General features: G+C 71.5%; 14 protein-coding genes and 1 pseudogene. 7 read left to right on the forward strand and 8 right to left on the reverse strand.

Going from position 1 to position 20,060, the window contains the following annotated elements:
• Window positions 1-64: 64 nt before the first annotated feature.
• Window positions 65-268 carry a hypothetical protein gene (locus AC08OX_RS02735; protein ID WP_476606343.1) on the reverse strand — a complete coding sequence of 68 codons (204 nt, stop codon included), beginning with the start codon at window positions 266-268 and terminating at the stop codon, window positions 65-67.
• A gap of 638 nt (window positions 269-906) precedes the next feature.
• On the opposite strand from AC08OX_RS02735, the gene AC08OX_RS02740 reads away from it, so the two are divergent.
• Entirely contained in the window at window positions 907-1,749 is an 843-nt protein-coding gene (locus AC08OX_RS02740; RefSeq protein ID WP_476606344.1) for a PAC2 family protein, read from the forward strand.
• 129 nt (window positions 1,750-1,878) lie between these two features.
• Here the strand turns inward: AC08OX_RS02740 and AC08OX_RS02745 are convergent, their stop codons facing one another.
• The 5 genes from AC08OX_RS02745 to AC08OX_RS02765 form a co-directional block, all read right to left on the reverse strand.
• Complete coding sequence (locus AC08OX_RS02745; protein WP_476606345.1) at window positions 1,879-2,775, reverse strand: DivIVA domain-containing protein; 897 nt, start codon at window positions 2,773-2,775, stop codon at window positions 1,879-1,881.
• A 2-nt stretch (window positions 2,776-2,777) separates the two neighbouring features.
• Window positions 2,778-4,172 carry a cysteine--1-D-myo-inosityl 2-amino-2-deoxy-alpha-D-glucopyranoside ligase gene (gene mshC / locus AC08OX_RS02750; protein WP_476606346.1) on the reverse strand — a complete coding sequence of 465 codons (1,395 nt, stop codon included), beginning with the start codon at window positions 4,170-4,172 and terminating at the stop codon, window positions 2,778-2,780.
• 94 nt (window positions 4,173-4,266) lie between these two features.
• Window positions 4,267-5,046, reverse strand: coding sequence for an SCO1664 family protein (locus AC08OX_RS02755; protein WP_476606366.1), 780 nt, complete (start codon window positions 5,044-5,046; stop codon window positions 4,267-4,269).
• Between the two features lie 166 nt (window positions 5,047-5,212).
• Window positions 5,213-5,755, reverse strand: coding sequence for a DUF3090 domain-containing protein (locus AC08OX_RS02760; RefSeq protein ID WP_476606347.1), 543 nt, complete (start codon window positions 5,753-5,755; stop codon window positions 5,213-5,215).
• A 6-nt stretch (window positions 5,756-5,761) separates the two neighbouring features.
• Window positions 5,762-6,580 carry a histidine phosphatase family protein gene (locus tag AC08OX_RS02765; RefSeq protein ID WP_476606348.1) on the reverse strand — a complete coding sequence of 273 codons (819 nt, stop codon included), beginning with the start codon at window positions 6,578-6,580 and terminating at the stop codon, window positions 5,762-5,764.
• 303 nt (window positions 6,581-6,883) lie between these two features.
• Between AC08OX_RS02765 and AC08OX_RS02770 the strand changes: the two genes are divergently transcribed.
• The 6 genes and pseudogenes from AC08OX_RS02770 to AC08OX_RS02795 form a co-directional block, all read left to right on the forward strand.
• Complete coding sequence (locus AC08OX_RS02770) at window positions 6,884-9,214, forward strand: ATP-dependent DNA helicase (protein ID WP_476606349.1); 2,331 nt, start codon at window positions 6,884-6,886, stop codon at window positions 9,212-9,214.
• 95 nt (window positions 9,215-9,309) lie between these two features.
• The gene (locus tag AC08OX_RS02775) at window positions 9,310-11,109 is read left to right on the forward strand and encodes a glycosyltransferase family 39 protein (RefSeq protein WP_476606350.1); all 1,800 of its coding nucleotides are present in this window, start codon (window positions 9,310-9,312) and stop codon (window positions 11,107-11,109) included.
• Window positions 11,110-12,821: 1,712 nt separating this feature from the next.
• Window positions 12,822-14,318: an NAD(P)/FAD-dependent oxidoreductase gene (locus AC08OX_RS02780; RefSeq protein ID WP_476606351.1), complete on the forward strand. Its 1,497-nt coding sequence runs from the start codon at window positions 12,822-12,824 to the stop codon at window positions 14,316-14,318.
• 330 nt (window positions 14,319-14,648) lie between these two features.
• Entirely contained in the window at window positions 14,649-16,430 is a 1,782-nt protein-coding gene (locus tag AC08OX_RS02785; RefSeq protein ID WP_476606352.1) for a glycosyltransferase family 39 protein, read from the forward strand.
• Window positions 16,427-17,677 carry a hypothetical protein gene (locus AC08OX_RS02790; RefSeq protein WP_476606353.1) on the forward strand — a complete coding sequence of 417 codons (1,251 nt, stop codon included), beginning with the start codon at window positions 16,427-16,429 and terminating at the stop codon, window positions 17,675-17,677. Before AC08OX_RS02785 ends, AC08OX_RS02790 begins: the two co-directional genes overlap by 4 nt.
• A gap of 212 nt (window positions 17,678-17,889) precedes the next feature.
• Window positions 17,890-18,090: pseudogene (locus AC08OX_RS02795) on the forward strand (DUF5703 family protein); the annotation flags it as partial.
• On the opposite strand, the gene AC08OX_RS02800 reads toward AC08OX_RS02795, so the two are convergent.
• Window positions 18,078-18,521 (reverse strand): hypothetical protein, encoded by a 444-nt coding sequence (locus AC08OX_RS02800; protein WP_476606354.1) that lies wholly within the window; start codon window positions 18,519-18,521, stop codon window positions 18,078-18,080. The pseudogene AC08OX_RS02795 and the gene AC08OX_RS02800 sit on opposite strands and share 13 nt — an antisense overlap.
• 123 nt (window positions 18,522-18,644) lie before the next feature.
• On the reverse strand, window positions 18,645-20,003 hold the full coding sequence (locus AC08OX_RS02805; RefSeq protein ID WP_476606355.1) for a M20/M25/M40 family metallo-hydrolase: 1,359 nt from the start codon (window positions 20,001-20,003) through the stop codon (window positions 18,645-18,647).
• Between the last annotated feature and the right edge of the window lie 57 nt (window positions 20,004-20,060).

Genomic DNA, 20,060 nt, shown 5'->3' on the forward strand with positions numbered 1-20,060 from the left:
AGCTCAGGTAGCTCGGTAGCTCAGGGTCGTCCGGCCGCACGGTGCCCGGTTGACCGCACGGTGCCTACGTGGCCGCGAAGTACTTCGCCTCCGGGTGGCGCAGGATGATCGCCGAGGTGGACTGCTCCGGCACGAGCTGGAACTCCTCAGCGCGCGACGGGCCGTTGCCGTCCTCGAAATTCACCGGGTCGAGGCAGAGGCTGGCCGCCTGCAACAGGGGGCCCATGGCGCCGTCGGCCACCAGCACACGCTCGGTCAGGACGGACACCAGATCACCGCGCACTGGCCAAGAGTACCGGGACGGGTTTCTCCTACCACCGGTACGGTTTACCCTCCCGTCCGGACGCCTCCGAGGATGCCGGCCACGGGCACGACGGTGATCACGGTACGGTGATCACAGCATGGTGATGATTGCGGGGTGGGAATGCCGGACGCGTCCCGGCGGGTTGCCCATGGCACGGTCGCGGGTGGCACAGCTGCGGGAACGGAGGCGTGACGTCGGACCGCGCGGGTGTGCTCGGCGCGGCGGTCCGCACAAACACGGGCTGGGGCACGCCGGTCCGGCGGCGGCCCTGGGCCGGGCCGTTCGCATTCCCGCGACGGCGGGTATCCGTTCAGAGCCGATACGGTGCAGCCACCGCATCGATCCGGAATGGATGTCCGATCCGCCCGGGTCTAGCGCCATCGAGAGACCGAGGAAAGGCGTTCCCACGAGAACATCGGCAGACTGGACCAGCGTAGGTTCCCCGTGGACGACCACTGGTCGCCCGCGGGTCACCGGCTCACGGGCCATAAGGGAGGCTGACGTCACGCATGTCGGCTCTGGGCAGGAGTCGTCTCCGTGAGGACGTACCGTTGCACTGTCACGGGGGCAGTGGGCCGCCGCGGGGCGGCAGGAGGTGGTAGGTGATCGAGTTCTCCGGCGTCGGTCAACTACGGTCGCCGGTCGTAGTAGCCGCCTTCGAAGGGTGGAACGACGCGGCCGATGCCTCGTCCGCCGCCGTCGAGCATCTGGAGACCGCCTTCAAGGCCCGTGTCATCGGTGCTATCGACCCCGACGACTACTACGACTTCCAGGTGAACCGACCGACGGTGAGCGGGACCGACGGGGCCTCCCGGAAGATCTCGTGGCCGACCACCCGCCTGTCGGTGGCGCAGCCGCCGAAGTCCGAGACGGACTTGGTGCTGATCCGCGGGCTGGAACCGAACATGCGCTGGCGTGGGTTCACCGACGAGCTGATCGAGGCCGTCCACGCCCTCGGCAGCGACATGGTGATCTCCCTCGGGGCGCTGCTCGCTGACTCACCGCACACCCGGCCGGTCCCAATCAGCGGAACCGCCGGGGACGCGGCGACGGCTGCCCGACTCGGGCTGGAGCCGTCCCGTTATGAGGGGCCGACCGGCATCGTCGGCGTCTTCGGGGAGGCATGCGCACGGGCCGAGCTCGCCTCGGTGTCGTTCTGGGCGGCGGTGCCGCACTACGTGGCTAACCCACCCTGTCCCAAGGCGACCCTCGCGCTGCTGCGCCGAGTGGAGGACCTGCTGGACATCGAGATCCCGCTGGGCGACCTTCCCGAGCGGGCGAAGGCATGGGAACGGCAGGTGGACGAGCTCGCCGCCGGGGATACCGAGGTCGCCGAGTACGTCCGTTCGCTGGAGTCACGCGAGCCCGAGACGGCGCTGCCCGAGGCCAGTGGGGACGCAATCGCCCGGGAGTTCGAACGGTACCTGCGCCGTCGCGGCCAGTAAAGGCCGGTAAGAGAGCCGGCTCGGTAGAAGTCGGTAGAAGAAGGAAAGAGGGCGAGGGTACGCCGCGGGCCGGGAGCCCAAGGCGCACCCCGCACCTGCACCGGGCCACCCTTCTCCTCGACGATCTCGCTACTCCTCGACGATCTCGGCGTCGATGATGTCCTCGTCGGCGCCACGGCGGAACGGCACGTTCGCCGAGTTCGTGACCGGTTCGCGCGGAATGGGCGGGGTGTGGGATTCCCCGTCCGCGACGTCGGCCTGACGATGCCGGCCCGGGGAACGCCGCCCCGTGCTGGCGACGCGACCGGTCGCCCACGCGGTTCCGGAAAGATCCGACGCTCCGGCACCGCCCGCGGGGACCGCACCGCCCGCGGGGAAACCGGCAGGACCGGCTCCGCTCGGCGTCCCAGGCGTGCCCGGCGTCGTCGGCGCGGCCGCACCCGACCGGGCCAGGTCGGTGACCGCCCGGTCCACCTCGTCGGAGGCCAGGACCCCCCGCAGCCGCAGCATCGCGCCGATGATCTCACCCTGCTGGTGACGCAGCGCCTCGAGCGAGGCGGTGCACCGGGCGATCTCCACCTCCAGCTCGGCATGCCGCTCCCGGGCGAGCCGGCGGCTCTCCTCCACGGCGTCGAGGAGGAGCTTCTCGGCCTGTTCCCGGGCCTCCCGCACGATCGGGTGGTTCGCCCCGGCGTCCTCGATCACCTCTTCCAGCGCCGCCTCCGCGATCTGGCGGGCGCCGGTGACGATCTCCTCGGCCTCCTGCTGGGCGATGGTCAGCATCTGGCCGATCCGACCGCCGGCATGCGCGGCCAGGCCCTCGACGCCCATGTTCGCGCTGCGGGCCCGCTCGTGCTTCAGGGCGCTTTCGGCCGCGGCCGCGCGCGAGGTCACCTGGCTGGCGTAACGCCACAGCGTGGCCAGGTAGTCGTCGACCTGATGAGGGTCGTAGCCATGCGCGACCTCGTCGAAGGCGGGCCGTTCGGTCGCTGCCCCGGGATCCACCCGGCGATGGTGAGCTCCCATCCTCAGCTCCCTCTGGGTCTGACGGGTTCAAGGTCTACACCCAGCAGTGTGTCAACGAGGCGCCGCACGAGTGCGGGCGCCTCCCCCCAGGCGGGCACGTCACCGCCAGAACCGCGAACCGGACCCCCCTGATTGGTGGGATCCGGGCCCGCACCGGCGGAGCCGCCCGCATCAGCGAGCGCGGCGCCGGCCCAGGCGTCCACCGCGGCGACGGCACCCGGGGCGTCGAGATCGTCGGCGAGCCGCTCACGCACGGCGGCGAGCAGTCCCATGGCGTCAGGCCCGGTGGGCAGGGCGACGGCGGCCCGCCACCGGTTCATCCGGTCCACGGCGTCGTTGAGCAGGCCCGGCGCCCACTCCCAGTCCTCGGTGTGCCGATGATCGAGCAGGGCCAGCCGCAGGGCCGCCGGATCCACCCCGGCCCGGCGCAGCCGGGAGCCGAACTCCAGGTTGCCCCGCGACTTCGACATCTTGTGGCCGTCGAGGCTCACCATCGCGGTGTGCACGTAGCTGCGGGCGAACGGCCGGATGCCGGCGGCGACCTCGGCGTGCGCCGCGCTGCACTCGTGGTGCGGAAAGCTCAGGTCGGTTCCGCCACCCTGGATGTCGATGACCCCGCCGAGATAGTGGCGGGCGATGGCGGAGCACTCGATGTGCCAGCCGGGCCGGCCGGGGCCGAACGGCGAGGGCCAGGACGGCTCGCCGGGGCGGTGGGCGCGCCACAGCAGCGGATCGAGGGGGTCCTTCTTGCCGGTCCGGCGCGGGTCACCCCCGCGCTCGGCGCAGATCGCCAGCATCTCGGCCCGGCTGAGATGCGAGATCTCCCCGAAGGCGGGTGCGGTGGCGATCGAGAAGTACAGGTCGTCGTCGACCTGGTAGGCCGCGCCCCGGTCGACGAGCTCCGCCACCATGTCGACGATCATCGGAATGGCCTCGACCACCCCGACGTAGGCGTCCGGCGCCAACATCCGCAGCGCGGTCATGTCCTCGCGGAACAGGTCGATCTCCCGGTCGGCGAGGGCCCGCCAGTCCAGCCCGTCACGGGTGGCTCGCTCAAGCAACGGGTCATCGACATCCGTTACGTTCTGTACATAGTGGACGTGATGCCCGGCGTCTCGCAGCACACGCTGCGCGAGGTCGTAGGTGAGGTAGGTGAAGGCATGCCCCAGATGCGTCGCGTCATAGGGCGTGATGCCACACACGTACAGCCTTGCGGTGACGGCCGGCGCCAACTTGCGTACGCTCGACGTGGCCGTATCGAAGATCCTCAGTGGCTTCCCGTGACCGGGAAGAGAACGTATCGGAGGAGATGGCCACGCCTGCATGCGTGTCACAGTAACCGCGAACCGACTCTCCGGCGGGCGCAAGGGGAGTAACCGCAGCGTAACCGACGGCATCCCAAGCCGATCCACCTCGGGTCACCGACGGTGACATCCCATCTTCTCCCGCACCTGTATCCGCACCGGTGACCCGCCCAGAACCGGAACCCGCTCAGAACGGCGGCCAGGGGATCGCCGGCCAGTCCCCCAAGGGCAACGGGAACCGGCCCTCGGCCAGAAGCCCGTCGACCCGCACGGTGAGGGCGTCGACCTCGGTAACCGTGAGCAGCTCCTCGAGCCGGTCCCGGAAGGGGCCCCCGAGCGCCTCACGCAGGTCGTCGAGCAAGGCGGTCTCCTCGGCGTCGAGCCGCCTTCCCCGCCAGGTCCACAGCAGGGTGCGCAGCTTGCCGTCCGTGTGGAAGGTCACACCGTGATCGATGCCGTGAATCCGGCCGGAGGGCGCCGGCAGCAGGTGCCCACCCTTGCGGTCGGCGTTGTTGATGACGACGTCGAACAGGGCGATCCGGCGCAGTTGGGAGTCGTCGGACCGGGTCAGCGCCACCAGGTCCACGGTGACGTCGGTGTCGATCCACAGCTGCACCATGCCCTCGCCGAACGGGCCGTCACGCAGAATGGTGGGCGGGACGATGCCAAGCCCGAGCTGCTCGGAGACCTCGTAGGCGGCCAGCTCGCGGGCGGCGAGGGTGCCGTCTGGGAAGTCCCACAGGGCGCGTTCGCCGCGGACCGGCTTGTAGACGCAGCGGCCGGTCACCCCGTCGGCGCAGATGTCGCAGCAGAGCGTCGTGTTGCTCGCGTCGACCAGCCGGGCGGTGATCTCGAGGTCACCACGGCGAAGGAGGTCGAGGGCGGCGGGGGCGTCGAGGCCGCCCCCGTCGATCGGATGCAGTGGCGGTCGCCACCCCGGAGTGGAACTCGCCGCGGAGACGCCCATCATCTCAGTCTGTCCGGTCCGGCAGGGTGATGTCACCGGACCGGACGGTGAGCGACATCTCTCCCACACCGTCCGGCCTACCGGACCACACCGCTATCACGGACCGCACCCCCGCCACGGACCGCACACCCGCGGCGGGCAGGCCCGGCGCCTCTCGCCGGCCGCATCAGCGCAGGTGACCGTTCTGGCGCGGGCAGACGTGACCGTCGTCCAACGGCTGCCCGCACAACGGGCAGGAGGGCCGGCCCGCGGACAGGACCCGCGCCGCGCGCTGCACGAACGAGCGCGCCTGCTCGGACCCCAGCAGGACCCGGACCGCGTCCGGCCCGTCGGGATCGTCGGAGAATCCGACGATCGGGTCGGCCAGGCCCGTCGCCTGCGCCTCGATGACGACCCGTCCGCCACGCGGATCCCAGCCGAGCGCGATCGTCGCGGCCTGGAACTCCTCGTCGATCGGCAGATCGAGCGGTGACAGGTCGGGGTCGGCCGGGGCGGGCTCGGGCTGCGGCGTCGCGCCGCGGCGGCTCAACTCGTCGAGCAGCTCGGTCAGCTGTTCGGCAAGCAATGCGACCTGTGCCTTCTCCACCGCGACGGTGACGACCCGCGCCCCGTCGCGGGCCTGCAGGTAGAACGATCGGGCGCCGGGAAGGCCTACGGTGCCCGCAACGAACCGCTGCGGCGGGTCGAAGACGTGTATCCGGCGCGGCATGCCCGATCAGCCCGTTCCACCACCGGCGCTGGGACGGAAACCGCCGGCACCGCCACCGATCACCTCGTCCACGTCGAGCCCGCTGGACCCCGGGGACCCCGGGGACTTCCGGGACCCGGGAGACGACGCCGCGGCGTCGGCGGCCCCGGCGGAGCCCTCTGCCCGGGGTAGCGGCGGTGGGAGGAGCTCGACGACGTCCCCGCCGGTGTCGTTGATGCGCCGGACGAAGGGGCGGCGCTCGTTGTAGCGGATCACGGTCAGGGAACAGGGATCGACGGTGATCCGGTGGTACATGTCCAGATGCATGCCCAGGGCGTCGGCGACCACCGTGCGGATCACGTCGCCGTGCGAGCACAGCAACCAGGTGGCGTCCGGGCCCAGCCGCTCGTTCCACTCCCGCACGGCGCTCACCCCACGGGCCTGCGTGTCCCGTAGTGCCTCACCCTCGGGACCGGGGAAGACGACCGCGCTGGGATGGCTCTGCACCACCGCCCAGAGCGGATCCTTCGCCAGGGTCGCCAGTTCCTGCCCGGTCCAGTCACCGTACCGGCACTCACCGAGCCGCTCGTCGATCTCGACCTGCCGCGGGCCGCCCGGGCTGGCCTCGCTGACCGGACGGCGTCCGGCGATCGCCTCGGCCGTCTGGCGGCAGCGGTCGAGCGGGCTGCTGACGATCGCCGCCAGCGGGATGTTGGCGAGGCGTCGCGCCAGGTCCGACGCCTGGCGGCGGCCACGGTCGTCCAACCCCACGCCGGGCGTCCAACCAAGCAGGATCTTGCCGGTCACGGCGGTCAGCCCGTGGCGGACCAGCAGGACTGTGGTCAACCGGTCCGTCCCTTCTGTTGCCGACGCTCACTGTTGCCGACGCTCACTGTTGCCGACGCTCACTGTTGCCGACGCTCACTGTTGCCGACGCTCACTGTTGCCGACGCTCACTGTTGCCGACGCTCACTGTTGCCGACGCTCACCGTCTCCGCCGGGCCGGACGCACGGGTGGGCCCGGACGCACGGGTGGGCCCGGGCGCGCATCGCCTTCCTACAGCCATGCCGCCACAGCGCCGTCCCGGGTACCACGCTACCCAGCGGGCTACAACAGCGGCGGAACGGTTCGTCGTTACGCTTCCCGGCATGCCGGACGAGTACACGACCGCTTCCACCGCGGAGCCCGACGCGGTCGGCCCGCAGGCACGGCGAGCGGACCCGCAGCCAGCGGACCCCGAGGAGGTCTTCGCCGCGTTCTGCGGGGCGGGGCTGTGGCCGGGGCTGGGCCGCACGACGGCCGGCCGGCTGCCCGCGGCCGGGATCACCCGGCCCGACCACGTCGACGTCGGCCGGTTGGGCACCGTCGAGGGGGTCACCGGGCCGCGGGCCCGGCGGCTCGCCGACAGCTTCCGCGCCGTGGCGGGCACGTACGCGGTCGTCGAACTGCTCGTCGCCGCGGATCTTCCGGCCCGGCTCGCGCGCGGGGTGACCGACCTGCTGGGACCCGCGTCCGCCGACCTCCTGCGGGCCGATCCGTGGATGCTGCTGACCGCCGCCGACACCGAGATCGCCCAGGCCGACCGGTTCGCCCGCCGCCGCGGTCTGCAGCGCGACGATCCGCGCCGGGGCCCGGCGGTACTCACCCATCTGCTCGGTCGGGCCGCCTCCCGGGCCGGGGACACCGCGGGCCCCGTGCGGGCGGTGCTGCGTGCCGCCGCGCGCGAGGGGGTGGCCGATCCGAGCGCGGCGCTGACCGCGGCACTCGACGACGGGCGGATCATCGCCGTCGGTGACCGGATCGCGCTGGAGCGGTACGCGATGGCCGAGCAGTCCGTCGCGGACGGCATCGAACGGCTGACGGCGACCGCCGAGCCGCTGCGCGCGGGCGCCCCCAGAGCCCGCCGCCGACCCGATGACGGGCCGGGGTACGACGGGCCTGGGTACGACGGGCCGGGATCCGTCGACGACGACGATCCGGCGGGACGGGCCGTGTCCGCCCCGCCTCCTACCGCGCTGACGTTCGACGACGACAAGGACGAGGGGGACACGAACCGGGACGCCGCCGCGACGGGCCGCGGCGGACCCGCAAACGACGGCGGACCCGCAAACGACGGCAGACCGGCAAACGACGGCAGACCGGCAAACGACGAGGTGGTGACCGGGCTGGACGAGGTCCAGCTCGCGGCGGCGCGCGCCGCGCTGGAGTCCGGCGTCAGCGTGCTCACCGGTGGGCCGGGAACAGGCAAGAGCCGCACGGTCGCGGCCGTCGTACGACTGGCCTGGGCGGCCGAGGCGGTCGTCGCACTGGCCGCGCCGACCGGACGGGCCGCCAAACGCCTCGAGGAGCTGTGCGGGGCACCGGCGAGCACCCTGCACCGGCTGTTGCAGGCCCAGGGGCGCGGCAGCGGGTTCGCGCGCGGCGAGCACCACCCGATCGACGCCGACCTCGTCGTCGTCGACGAGGCGTCGATGCTCGACGCGGAGCTCGCCGCCGCGCTGCTCGACGCCTGCGCGGACGGCACGCACCTGATGTTCGTCGGGGACCCGGCCCAGCTGCCGAGCATCGGACCGGGGCAGATCCTCGCCGACCTGCTCGAGTCCGGTGAGGTCCCGGTGACCGAGCTGCGGCGGCTGTACCGGCAGGCTGACGGCGGCGCCATCGCGACGATGGCCGCCGCGGTACGCGGCGGGGAGCTGCCGCCGCCGGGGCCTGGCCGGGAGGTCGTGGTGGTGCCGTCCGGCAGCTCCGGCGAGGCTGCGCATCGCACCGTCCAGCTCGTCACCAACTCCATCCCCCGCGCGCTCGGCATTCCCGTCGCGGACATCCAGGTCGTGACCCCGGTGCACGCCGGTCCGGCGGGCACCGGGGCGCTCAACACCGCGTTGAAGGGCACGCTGAACCCGGGTGGCGGCGCCGTCTCCGGGTTCGACGTCGGGGACCGTGTGGTGGCCACGGCGAACCATATCGACGTCGGGTTCGCCAACGGCGAGATCGGCACCGTCGTCGCGCTGGGCGAACGCGGTGCGCTGCGGGTCGCGTTTCCCGGCGGCGTCGTCGAGGTGCCCGCCGGTGTGCTCGGTGATCTGCGGCACGGCTGGGCGGTGACGGTGCACCGCGCGCAGGGCAGCGAGTGGCCCGCCGTCGTCGCCGTGTTCCCGCCGGAGGCCGGCCGGATGCTCACCCGTCCGCTGATCTACACGGCGCTGACCCGGGCGCAGGCCCACCTGTCGATTGTGGCCGTGAACGGCCCGGCCATCCGCAACGCCGTGCGGAGCTCGGGCGGACGGCGCCGCACGACGCTGCTCCCGGCTCTGCTCGCCGGGCAGACCGCCGGCGGCTTCGAAGATCCCGACGAAGATCCCGACGGGGGGCCGGACGGCAGGCCCAAGGGCGGGTCCGACGCGCGGCGGGCGGGCGGCGCGACCGCTGGGGAGGCAGCCCGCGTACGGGATGGCGACGAACGGATGACAGTCTGAAGTGTCGGGGCGTACATCCCCGCCAGCAGGCGACTGCGGCCACCCGGCGGAAGGCGGTTCTCTGACAGGAGGCAAGATCGTGGCAGACGAGGGGCATGGTGAACGTAGACGCATCCGGGAGTCCAACCGTCGGCCAGGACACCGGATCCGGGCCGGCGGTGCTCTCGGGTCCCCGCCGCCCCCAGACGCCGGTGGACGTGACCGCGACCGCGGTCGTGACCGCGACCGCGGTCGTGGCCACAGCCGCGAACAGTGCCACAGCCGCGAACAGTGCCACAGCCGATGTCACGACCGGGACGGTCATCACGCCCGGGACCGCGCGCACGACCACCGCCGTGGCGCGGATCGCGGCGGCCAGCCCGCGGCTGCTGGTAGTCGCCGTCATACTCGCCGTTGCCGCCGGCGCTCTGATGCGGTTCGCCACCCCCAGCCATCTGTGGCTCGACGAGTCGTTGACGGTCGCCATCGCCTCGCGCCCCGTCCCACAGCTGCTCGACGCGCTGCGGCACGACGGCTCACCGCCGCTGTACTACCTGCTGCTGCACGCCTGGATCGCGGTGTTCGGCGACGGGGACGTCGCCGTCCGGGCGTTGTCCGGGGTGCTGTCGCTGGCGACGCTGCCGGCGGCGTGGCTGGCCGGACGGCGGGTGGGCCGGACAGCCTTCCAGGCCGGCAACAGTGGCCGTGACGCCGACGCCTGGGTGGGCTTGGCGACCCTGCTGATGTTCGCCTGCTCTCCCTACGCGATCCGCTACGGCAGCGAGACGCGGATGTACTCGCTGGTCGTCCTGTTGGTGCTGGTGTTCGGGCTCGCGACCGTGCGGGCGCTGGAACGCTCCGAGCCGGCACGGCTGGCGATGCTGACGCTGGCGACCGCCGCCCTCGTCTACACCCACTACTGGACGTTCCTACTGATCTTCACCGTGGCGGCGTTCATTCTGCTACAGGCCCGGCGGCGGCCCCAGTACCGGCAGGTGACCCTGCGGGCCTTCGCCGCGATGGCGGCCTCCGCCGTGCTGTTCGCGCCGTGGATGCCGTCGTTCCTGTTCCAGATGCTGCACACCGGAACGCCCTGGGCGCCCAAGGTGCAGGCCCAGGTGCTGCTGGACACGGTCTTCGACTGGGCCGGCCCGACCTCCACCGGTGCGCTGCTCGGCATCGTGCTGCTCGGGGGCGCGCTCATCGGCCTGACCGCGCGTCCGGACGGGCGGGAGCTCGCGGTCAAGGTCTCCGGCCGGGTGCCGGGCCGTTACCTGGCCGCGATCTGGCTGGTCCCCCTCGTCCTGGCCTACTGCGTGAACATGTTCGGCGGCAGCGCATACGCCGAGCGCTACACCGGCATCGCCCTGCCGGCCTGCCTGCTGCTCGCCTCGCTCGGCATCGCCCAACTGCCGGGCCGGCAGGTGCGGGCCGGGATACTGATCGTCGCCTCGCTCAGCGGCCTGCTCGGCGGGTGGCAGCTCGCCCGGACCGAACGCACCCAGGCCGGGGAGATCGCGGGCCGGATCGTCGCGCTGGCCCGGCCGGGAGACGTGGTCGCCTACTGCCCGGACCAGCTCGGCCCGGCCGTGCACCGGGCAATCGAACGGCACGGCGAAGTCACGGTACGGGAGATCGTGTACGCGGACAGTTCCGGCCCGGCGCTCGTCGACTGGGTCGACTACGCCGACCGGATGAAACGGGCGAACGGCACCAGCTTCGCGGCCGAGGTCAACGAACTGGCCGGCCCCGGCCACGCCGTGCTGCTCGTCCGCGCGGACGGTTACCGGTTCCTGGAGGGCGCCTGCGCCGTGCTGTCCGACCAGCTCGCCACGCTGCGCGACCGCACCGTGCAGGTCGAGCGGCGCAACCTGTACGAGGGCGCGTCGCTGGAACGGTTCTCCACGCTGCGCTGACCGCCCGCGCGGGCGGGGTCGTCGACGGCGAGGGCCGCGACGGCCAGCACGAGCAGACCCATCGGCAACGTGTAGTGGTTGAAGAAGGTCTGCTTGTTCATCAGGTTCAGGGTGAGCAGGACCAACGCCGCCCCCAGGCAGAACCCGGTGGCGTCCCCGCGAGCCCGCCAGGCCGCCGTGTAGGCACCGAGGAGGGCGACCGCGGTCGAGCCGAATCCGAGCGTGACCCCGAAATGCGACGCCAGGCCCGGCAGGGACAGCGAGTGGGCGAGCACCTCGTAGTGGAGGTTCGTCCAGACCGCGTCGTCGAGAAAGTCCCGGGGACCGGCCAGCACCCAGGGGGCAACGAGGAGCGCCGCCGCGGCCGCGGCGGCGGCCGTCCGGCGGGGCCCGAACGCGGGGTAGCCCGCCGCCAGGGGGATCAGCAGCGCGACGTGCTGTTTGGTCGCCAGGGCGAGCGCGAACGCGACGACCGCCACCCGTCCCCGCCCGCTCGTCGACGCCCACACCGTCGCCGCCAGGCAGGCCACGAGCAACGGCTCGGTCCAGGACTGCTGCAGGGCGTACATCGACTCGGGGAACACGACGACCAGCAACGGCAGCGCGGCCACCGCCGGCGCCGCGGGTGCCTGTCCCGCGACCGCGCGGATCAGGACCGCCGCCACCGCCAGGGCCAGCAGCAGGCCGTAACGGACGTCACCGAGCAGAAGCCGGAAGGGAGCCAGGAGCACGGACGTGACCGGTAGATAGGGGTAGACGTCGAACAGGCCGTCGACCGGGTACTCGGCCCGGCTCGGCGCCCACTGCTGCCGGTACATGTCGGCCCCGTGCGGCAGGCCGGCCGTGGAGACCTGGAGCAGGTGGAAGACGTCGATGCGGGGCGTCGGCGCAGCGCGGATCGTAGCGACGCCCGCCGCACAGGCCAAGGCCAGGACCAGCCAGAACACCCACGGAGAGGCGAGCACATCGAGCCGGCCCCGGCCCCGGTGGTGCTCCCGGCCGATCCGACGCCCCCGGCCGACGTGGTGCAGCATGACCAGGATCGACCCGGCGGCGAGCAGGCCCGCGAGGATCGCGAGCACGTCCGCCGCCGTGGCGAACCGGCCGGCGGCGTAGTAGCGGGGACGGCGCACGAGCGGCGCGACGCCGATCACGACCGCCACGAGCAGCCACGCCCCGAACCACCCGCGCGGGCGCACGGCCACGGCGGTACTGGCGGTGCTGCTGCTGGCGGTGCTGGTGGCGGCGGTGCTGGTGGCGGCGGCCACGACCGCCAAGACCACCGCCGCGAAACCTACCAGGACACTCGACAGCGCCCAGGCGCCGTACCGACCGTCCTTGGCCGCGATGCCACCGGCCACCGCGCACCAACCGACCAGAATCGCCGGCATCACCCGCCCCGGAGGAACCGGCCCGTCCGGGGGAGGCGAGGTCTGCGGTGCCCGTTGGCCGGGTATCGACAATCCCATGTGCGCACGATGCCAGAGCCCCACCCGATCAGGCGGCCCGGAGGCGCGTTATGGGAATAGGGCGGACGTATAACGGATCATCGCATCGTGTCGGGTCGAGGGGGTGCGGACGGGTCTCCGCTCGCGCCATGCAACACTTGCGACCCAGGACCGGTCCCAGGGGCCCGGCGTCCCGGTGGCGCGATGCCCGGTGTCCGTCCACCCGAGTGACCATGAGTGTGTGTTGAGGAGAGGTCCGGCACAGTGACCGAAAAGCCAGAGGTAGTCGTCATCGGAGCCGGACCGGCAGGTCTGACCGCCGGTTGGGAGCTGGTGAAACGGGACGTCCCCGTGACGATTATCGAGGGTGACTCGGTCGTCGGCGGAATCAGCCGTACGGCCCAGCGTGAAGGTTGGCGTTTCGACATCGGCGGCCACCGCTTCTTCACCAAGGTTCCCGAGGTCGAAAAGCTCTGGCACGAAATCCTGCCGGACGAGGACTTCCTGCTGCGCCCCCGATCGAGCCGCATCTACTACAACGGGAAGTTCTTCGACTACCCACTCAAGGCGGGAAACGCGCTCGGCGGGCTTGGCCTGGTCGAGGCGGCGCGCTGCATCGCCTCCTACGCCGCGGCCCGGATCCGGCCGCCGCAGGACCAGAGCAACTACGAGAACTGGCTGGTGGCCCGTTTCGGCTGGCGGCTCTACCGCACCTTCTTCAAGACCTACACCGAGAAACTGTGGGGCGTTCCGGTGAGCGAGATGCCCTCGGACTGGGCCGCGCAGCGCATCAAGAGCCTGTCCATGATGAACGCGATCGTGAACGCGGTCCTACCGAAGCAGAACCAGAAGGAGATCACCTCCCTCATCGAGGAGTTCCAGTACCCCAAGTACGGGCCCGGAATGATGTGGGAGACCGCCACCGACAAGATCATTAAGCAGGGTGGCCGGGTGGTCTTCGAGGAGAAGGTCCGCAAGATCCACCATGCCGACGGCCGCGCGACCGGCGTCACCACGACCGTGACCGGCGGGTACGGCCCAGGGGCCGGCGCCCCGGAGTCCTCACGCTCCGACCTCGGCAGCGAGTACCAGTACCAGGCCGACGAGATCATCTCGTCGATGTCGTTCTCCTCCCTCGTCCGGGTGATGGACCCGCCGGCACCGGCCCACGTGCTGGCCGCGGCGAACGCGCTGAAGTACCGCGACTTCCTCACCATCGCCCTCGTGGTGCCGGCCTCGGCCGCTTTCCCGGACAACTGGATCTACATCCACTCCCCCACCGTCAAGGTCGGCCGGATCCAGAACTTCGCCTCCTGGTCGCCATTCCTGGTCAAGGACGGGCGTACCTGCCTCGGCCTGGAGTACTTCGTCTTCGAGGGTGACGAGACCTGGAACGCCTCCGATGAGGAACTGGTCGCACTCGGGACGAAAGAACTCGTCGAGCTGGGTCTGATCAGGGCCCAGCAGGTGGAAGAGGGTTTCGTCGTACGCATGCCGAAGGCATATCCATACTACGACCTACACTACAAGAAGAACGTCGATATCATCCGCGCCTGGCTAGCCGAGAACACGCCGAACGTCCACCCGGTCGGCCGTAACGGCATGCACCGTTACAACAATCAGGACCACTCGATGCTCACCGCGATGCTCACGGTCCAGAACATCATCGACGGCACCAAGCACGATGTGTGGGAGGTCAACGTCGAGGAGGATTATCACGAGGAGGTTTCGTCACCGGCCCGGGGCATCGCCCGGTCCTGACGGAGGATTCATCCGGGACGGATTCATCCGGGGCACCGGACGCCGCCACAATGTCGGGTGCGTTGTCAGGCAGGTTGTCGGGCGCGTTTCACCGTCGGCGCCCGCTCCACTTCCGGGGCCGGCCGGCATGACCGGGGACGTACCCGGTATTACCGGGTACGGATCGGATGGGTGATGGGACGGGCCGCGTCCCATCACCCATCCGGAACATCATCGAGGCGTAGGGGCGCGCCACGCGAGCCTGGTACCGGATGCGGCCCTGCCCGGCCGGCCGATCGTCTACCGGCCGGCCCGTCGCAGTCCGGTCAATGTGGACGGAAGGGACTGACCGTGACGGATGTCGCGGTCCGGCCGGCGGAGCAGATCCCCGAGCCGGTCGACCAGGCCGGGAACGCATCCGGCCGTGCGGGACGGATCTTCACCGCGGTGATGGGGGTGCTCCTCGCCGTCTCGGTGATCGTGCGGTTCACCGCCAGCCAGGCACTCTGGCTGGACGAGGCGCAGAGCGTCGCCATCGCCCGCCTGCCCCTGCGTGGGTCGGCCTTCACGATGTGGAACGGCTTGCTACGGGACGGCTCACCGCCGTTGTACTACCTGGTGCTCCACGGCTGGATCAAAGCTTTCGGCGAGGGCACCTTCGCGGTCCGGTCCCTGTCCGCGCTGATCAACATCGGTGCGGCGTGGCCACTGTTCCTGCTCGCCCGCCGCGTGGTCGGCGAGCGGGCGGCGCGGGTCAGCGTCGTGCTGTACCTCACGTCGCCGTTCGCGTTGTACTTCGGGACCGAGACCCGGATGTACAGCCTCATCGTGTTGCTCACCGCGTTGGGTGGACTGGCGTTGGAGCGTGTCCTGCGGGCACCGTCGATCAGATCGACGATCGCCCTGGCGCTCTGCGCGGGAGGCCTGGCGCTGACCCATTACTGGTGCCTCTACCTGCTGCTTACGGTCGGAACGTGGCTGGTCCTGCTGCTGGTGGCCCGTCCGTGGTGGGTCGCGCGCCAGATCCGGCGCGGGGCGGGCGCGGCGGACCCGGCGGGTGTGCCGGGCGGCATGACCGCCTCGGCGGACGATCCGGGCCCGACAGGTGTACCCGGATACCGTTCCGCCCCGGGAAGCCCGGGAAACCGGGGCCGGGGCGCCCCCCACAGTCACCGGACACCGACCCGTTTCCTCACCCCGCAGCGGCGAGGGCCGGTCTTCGGGCTGCTCGGCATCGTCGGTGGCGGGCTGGTCTTCGCCCCGTGGCTGCCCGACTTCTTCGACCAGCTTGCCCACACCGGCACCCCCTGGGGCGAGCCCGCCAGCTATGCCGCGATCTCCCACGCCTACGGCCAGTGGGCCGGCGGCCCGACGACCCTGGGTCGCCTGTTGCTGTTCCTGATCACTGGTCTCGCCGCCGCCGGCATCGCCGGTCGGCCCGCGGGTAGCCGGTTCATCCTTCTCGATCTGCGTGGTCTCGAACCGGGTCGGACCCTGTTCCTGCTGGCCACCGGCACACTCGTCGTCGCGGTGACGGCGGGCAAGGTGGTCGGCAACGCCTGGGCCGACCGCTACACCGCCACCGCCTTCGTGCCGTTCCTGCTGGTCATCGGGCTCGGCGCGACGATCATCACCGATCGGCGGGTGTTCCATGGAGTGGTCGCCGTCGCGGCCCTGACCGGTCTGCTCGCCGGGACCTTCGACATCCACCGGGAGCGGAGCCAGGCCACCGAGGCCGCGCAGGTCCTCGAGCGGACCGCCCGGCCCGGTGATGTGATGCTGGTCTGCCCGGACCAGCTCGGACCGGGCCTCGCCCGTACCGTGCCGAACTGGATGAAGGTGTACGTCGTGCCGACCTACGCACCGCCGGATCGGGTCGACTGGGTCGACTACGAGCAGCGCAACGAATCGGCCAACGGGGTCGCGATCGCCCGGCGCGCCCTCGCCGAGGCCGGTCCGGAACACACCGTCTTTCTCGCCGGTTCCGGGTCATACCGCACCTACGAGGAGCTGTGCAGGGTGGTGCGCACCACCCTGCAGGAGGCCCGGCCACTCGCGGACGAGGTCATGAAGCAGGGTCTGCCGGCCAAGGTCTACGAGAACTACGCGCTGCTGCGGTTCCGGGCCTCTTGACCGCGATCGAGGCCCTGCCGGATGATCATCGGGCAGGTGGCGGCATGGGCGGCCGGCATGCGGCCACCCGCTGGGAGGACCGCTGGCAACTGCGCGAGGTCGTGCTCGCCTGGCTCGCGGCCCGGCTGGCGGTCGGTGCGGCACTGGCGCTGACCAGGTACATCGCCGACAACGCCCGCGGGCAGCAGGGCGCGCAGCTGAGCACCACCGACCTGCTCGGTTGGGACGCCGGGTGGTACAAGACGATTGCCGAGGTCGGGTACAGCGGCGCTGGGGCCGAGAGCCGCCGGTTCTTTCCCCTGCTGCCGCTGCTCGTGCGGGGGTTGTCGAAGCTGCCGGGGGCCGACGCCCACGTCGGCGTCGTGCTCCTGGTCGTGGTCAACGTGTGCGCGTTGGTCTTCGCGCTGCTGCTGGTGGGGCTCGCCCGGTTCGAGGGGTTCGCCCCGGAGGCGACCACCCGGCTCATCTGGCTCGCCGCGCTGGCTCCACCCGCCTTCGTCCTGGTCATGGGGTACGCCGAGGCACTCGCCGGGCTGCTGGCCGTGGCGGTGTTCCTCGGTGCCCGCAGCGGGCGCTGGGAACTGGCGGCCGTGGCCGGCCTGCTCGGCGGCCTGTGTCGCCCCCTCGGTCTGATTCTCGCGGTGCCGGTGCTTCTCGAGGCGGCCCGGGGGCTGCCTTGGCCGCTCGTCCGCCGGCTCGGCCCTGGCCACGGCCCCGGCACGCCGGCCACCACACCTACGGCTGGAACGCTCACCGCCCGCGACGGGCTGCGTCGGCTACTCGCCGTGCTCGCCCCGGTGGCCGGCGCCGGCATCTACCTGCTGTGGTCGGCGCACTCCTACGGTGACGGGCTGGCGCCGTTCACGCTGCAGCGCGACGCGGCACGTCACGGCAGCAGCTCGAACCCGCTGGCGGTGCTGTGGGACGCGGCGCGGGGCGCCTTCTCCGGCGAGCTGGGCACAGCGCTGCACGTGCCGTGGCTGCTCCTGGCGCTCGTGGGGCTGGTGGTCATGGCGCGCCGGCTGCCAGCGTCGTACCCGGTGTGGAGCGCCCTGGTCCTGGCTGTCGTGCTGACCGGCAGCAACCTGGACTCCGCCGAGCGGTACGTCTACGGGGCGTTCCCGTTCCTGCTGGTCGCCGCGCTCGTCACCGCCCGGCGGGAGATCTTCACCTTCACGCTCGCCGCCACCACGGCCGCGATGACCCTCTACGCGACGCTGGCCTTCACCCTCTCCTACGTGCCCTGACCACCGGCCGTACCCTGACCACCGGCCGCGCGTCGGTGGATGGCGCTGGGCCCGCATCATCTCGCGAGCGCTTCCAGAAGCCCTTCCAGAAGATGGCGATACGGTTAACGTAGAGGGGGACCGCACGATGATCGGTCGCCATCCCACGCCACACCACACCACGCCACACGCAGCCGGTCATCCTCCGCTCGCAACCACGAGGTCAGGCCGCATTGGATGGAGTAGAGCTGGAGTACCAGCGGCTGTACCTGCCGCCGGGTACGGACCGCCGGGCAGCCGTTCAGATCCTCACGATGCACGCCGAGTTCGGCCACTGGGAGCTCGAACGCCTACGGCTGTTCCCGGATGGCTCCCGGCGGGTAGTGCTGCGCCGCCGTCGGCGCCCCGGCGGCCTGCCCGGCTATCTGCCCACCTGGCAGCGGACCTGGGAGGGCGTGCGCACCTCGACCATGTCCGGAGCGATCCCCCGGGTCTGCAGATGCCGTCCCGACAACGCCCATCCGGCCGGCACCTCGGCTCCAGGTGCGTCGGCTCCGGCGTCGCCGGTATCCGCCTTCCGGGGCCGCCCCACCGTCCAGACGTCGACCCGGAACCAGTGATCGCTCCAATGGGCGCTGTCATCGGCCCGCAGCTGCACAAACCGGCGACGCAGAACCTGCCGGGCGACCTCCAGCGCGGACAACACGCTGACCTCGATGCCCCCGGACGGCTCGGCCCGATCGGCGATCCATACGCTGCCGTCCCGGCTGGCCTGCACGAGATAGGCGTAAGTGGCCCGGGGATGGTCCGCGTCCGCGTCCAGCGGAGCTCCGAGGCCGATGCTGGACAGCGGATCGCCAGCCATACCCCCATCATGTCATGCATCGACGATGGCTCCTACGCGGCTGGTGCCCCGCGCGCGGACAGCGGCATCTCGTCAAGCCGTACCGGAAGGTTCAGGTCAGCAGGTCCGTACCGGCAGGTCCGGTCAGCAGGCGTGCAGGAAGCGGTCGAGGACGCGGACGCCGAAGCGCAGCGAGTCGAGCGGCACCCGTTCGTCCACCCCGTGGAACATGCCGGAGAAGTCCAGGTCGGGCGGCAGCAGCAACGGGGAGAACCCGAAGCAGCGGATGCCGAGCCGGGAGAAGGACTTCGCGTCCGTGCCGCCGGAGAGCATGTAGGGCACGGCCCGGGCAATCGGGTCCTCGGCGCGCAGCGACGCGGCCATCGCCTCCACCAGCGCGCCGTCGAAGCTGGTCTCCAACGCCTGGTCGTGGACGACCCATTCGCGACGGATGTCCGGCCCGAGGATCTCGTCGAGCTGGCGGATGAACTCCTCCTCCTGACCGGGCAGATAGCGACCATCGACGTAGGCGGTGGCCTCGCCCGGGATCACGTTGACCTTGTGACCGGCCTCGAGCTGGGTCGGGTTGGCGGTGTTACGCAACGTGGCACCGATCATCCGGGCGATCGGGCCGAGCTTCGCGACGGTCGCCTCCAGGTCGTCCAGGTCGAACTCGATGCCGAGCGCCTCCCCGAGGGAGTTCAGGAACACCCGGACCGTCGGGGTCATGACCAGCGGGAAGGTGTGCCGGCCGAGCCTCGCCACCGCCTCGCACAGCGCCGTCACCGCGTTGTCATCGCTGATCATCGAACCGTGGCCGGCCCGGCCGGCAGCGGTCAGCTTCATCCAGGCGATGCCCTTCTCCGCCGTCTCGATGAGGTAAAGGCGCAGGTCGTCGGAGACGGTGTAGGAGAACCCACCGACCTCGCTGATCGCCTCGGAGCAGTCGGCAAACAGGTCGGGATGGTTCTCGACGAGCCAGCGCGCCCCGAGGACGCCGCCGGCCTCCTCGTCCGCGACGAAGGCGACGACGAGGTCCCGGGGTGGCCTGCGGCCGGTGCGGACGATGTCGCGGATGACCGCGAGGGTCATCGCGTCCATGTCCTTCATGTCCACCGCGCCCCGACCCCACAGGCAGCCGTCGGCCTCATCGCCAGCGAACGGCGGCAGGCGCCACTCGCTGGCATCCGCCGGCACCACGTCGAGATGACCGTGGACGAGCAGCGGCGCACGCGAGGGATCCGCCCCCTCCACCCGGGTCACCACGCTGGTGCGGCCCGGGGCCGACTCCAGCAGGGTCGGCTCGAGGCCCACCTCCGCGATCTTCGCCGCGACGTACTCCGCGATCGGGCGCTCGTTGCCGTCGCCGTTGCCGCGGTTGACCGACTCGAAGCGGAGCATCTCCCGACAGAGCTCGACCACCTCGCCCTCCGCGGAGGGGGCGGTCACCGGCAGGCGCAGGCCACCGGTGCGGTCGGGGGGGGTCGTGGACGCACTCGCCATGCCGCCTAGTCTGCCCCGTCGGGGGTGCAGCCGCCGGGGCGACCGTCTCCTGGGGCA

It is taken from the genome of Frankia sp. CoBUL1, from assembly GCF_978021245.1.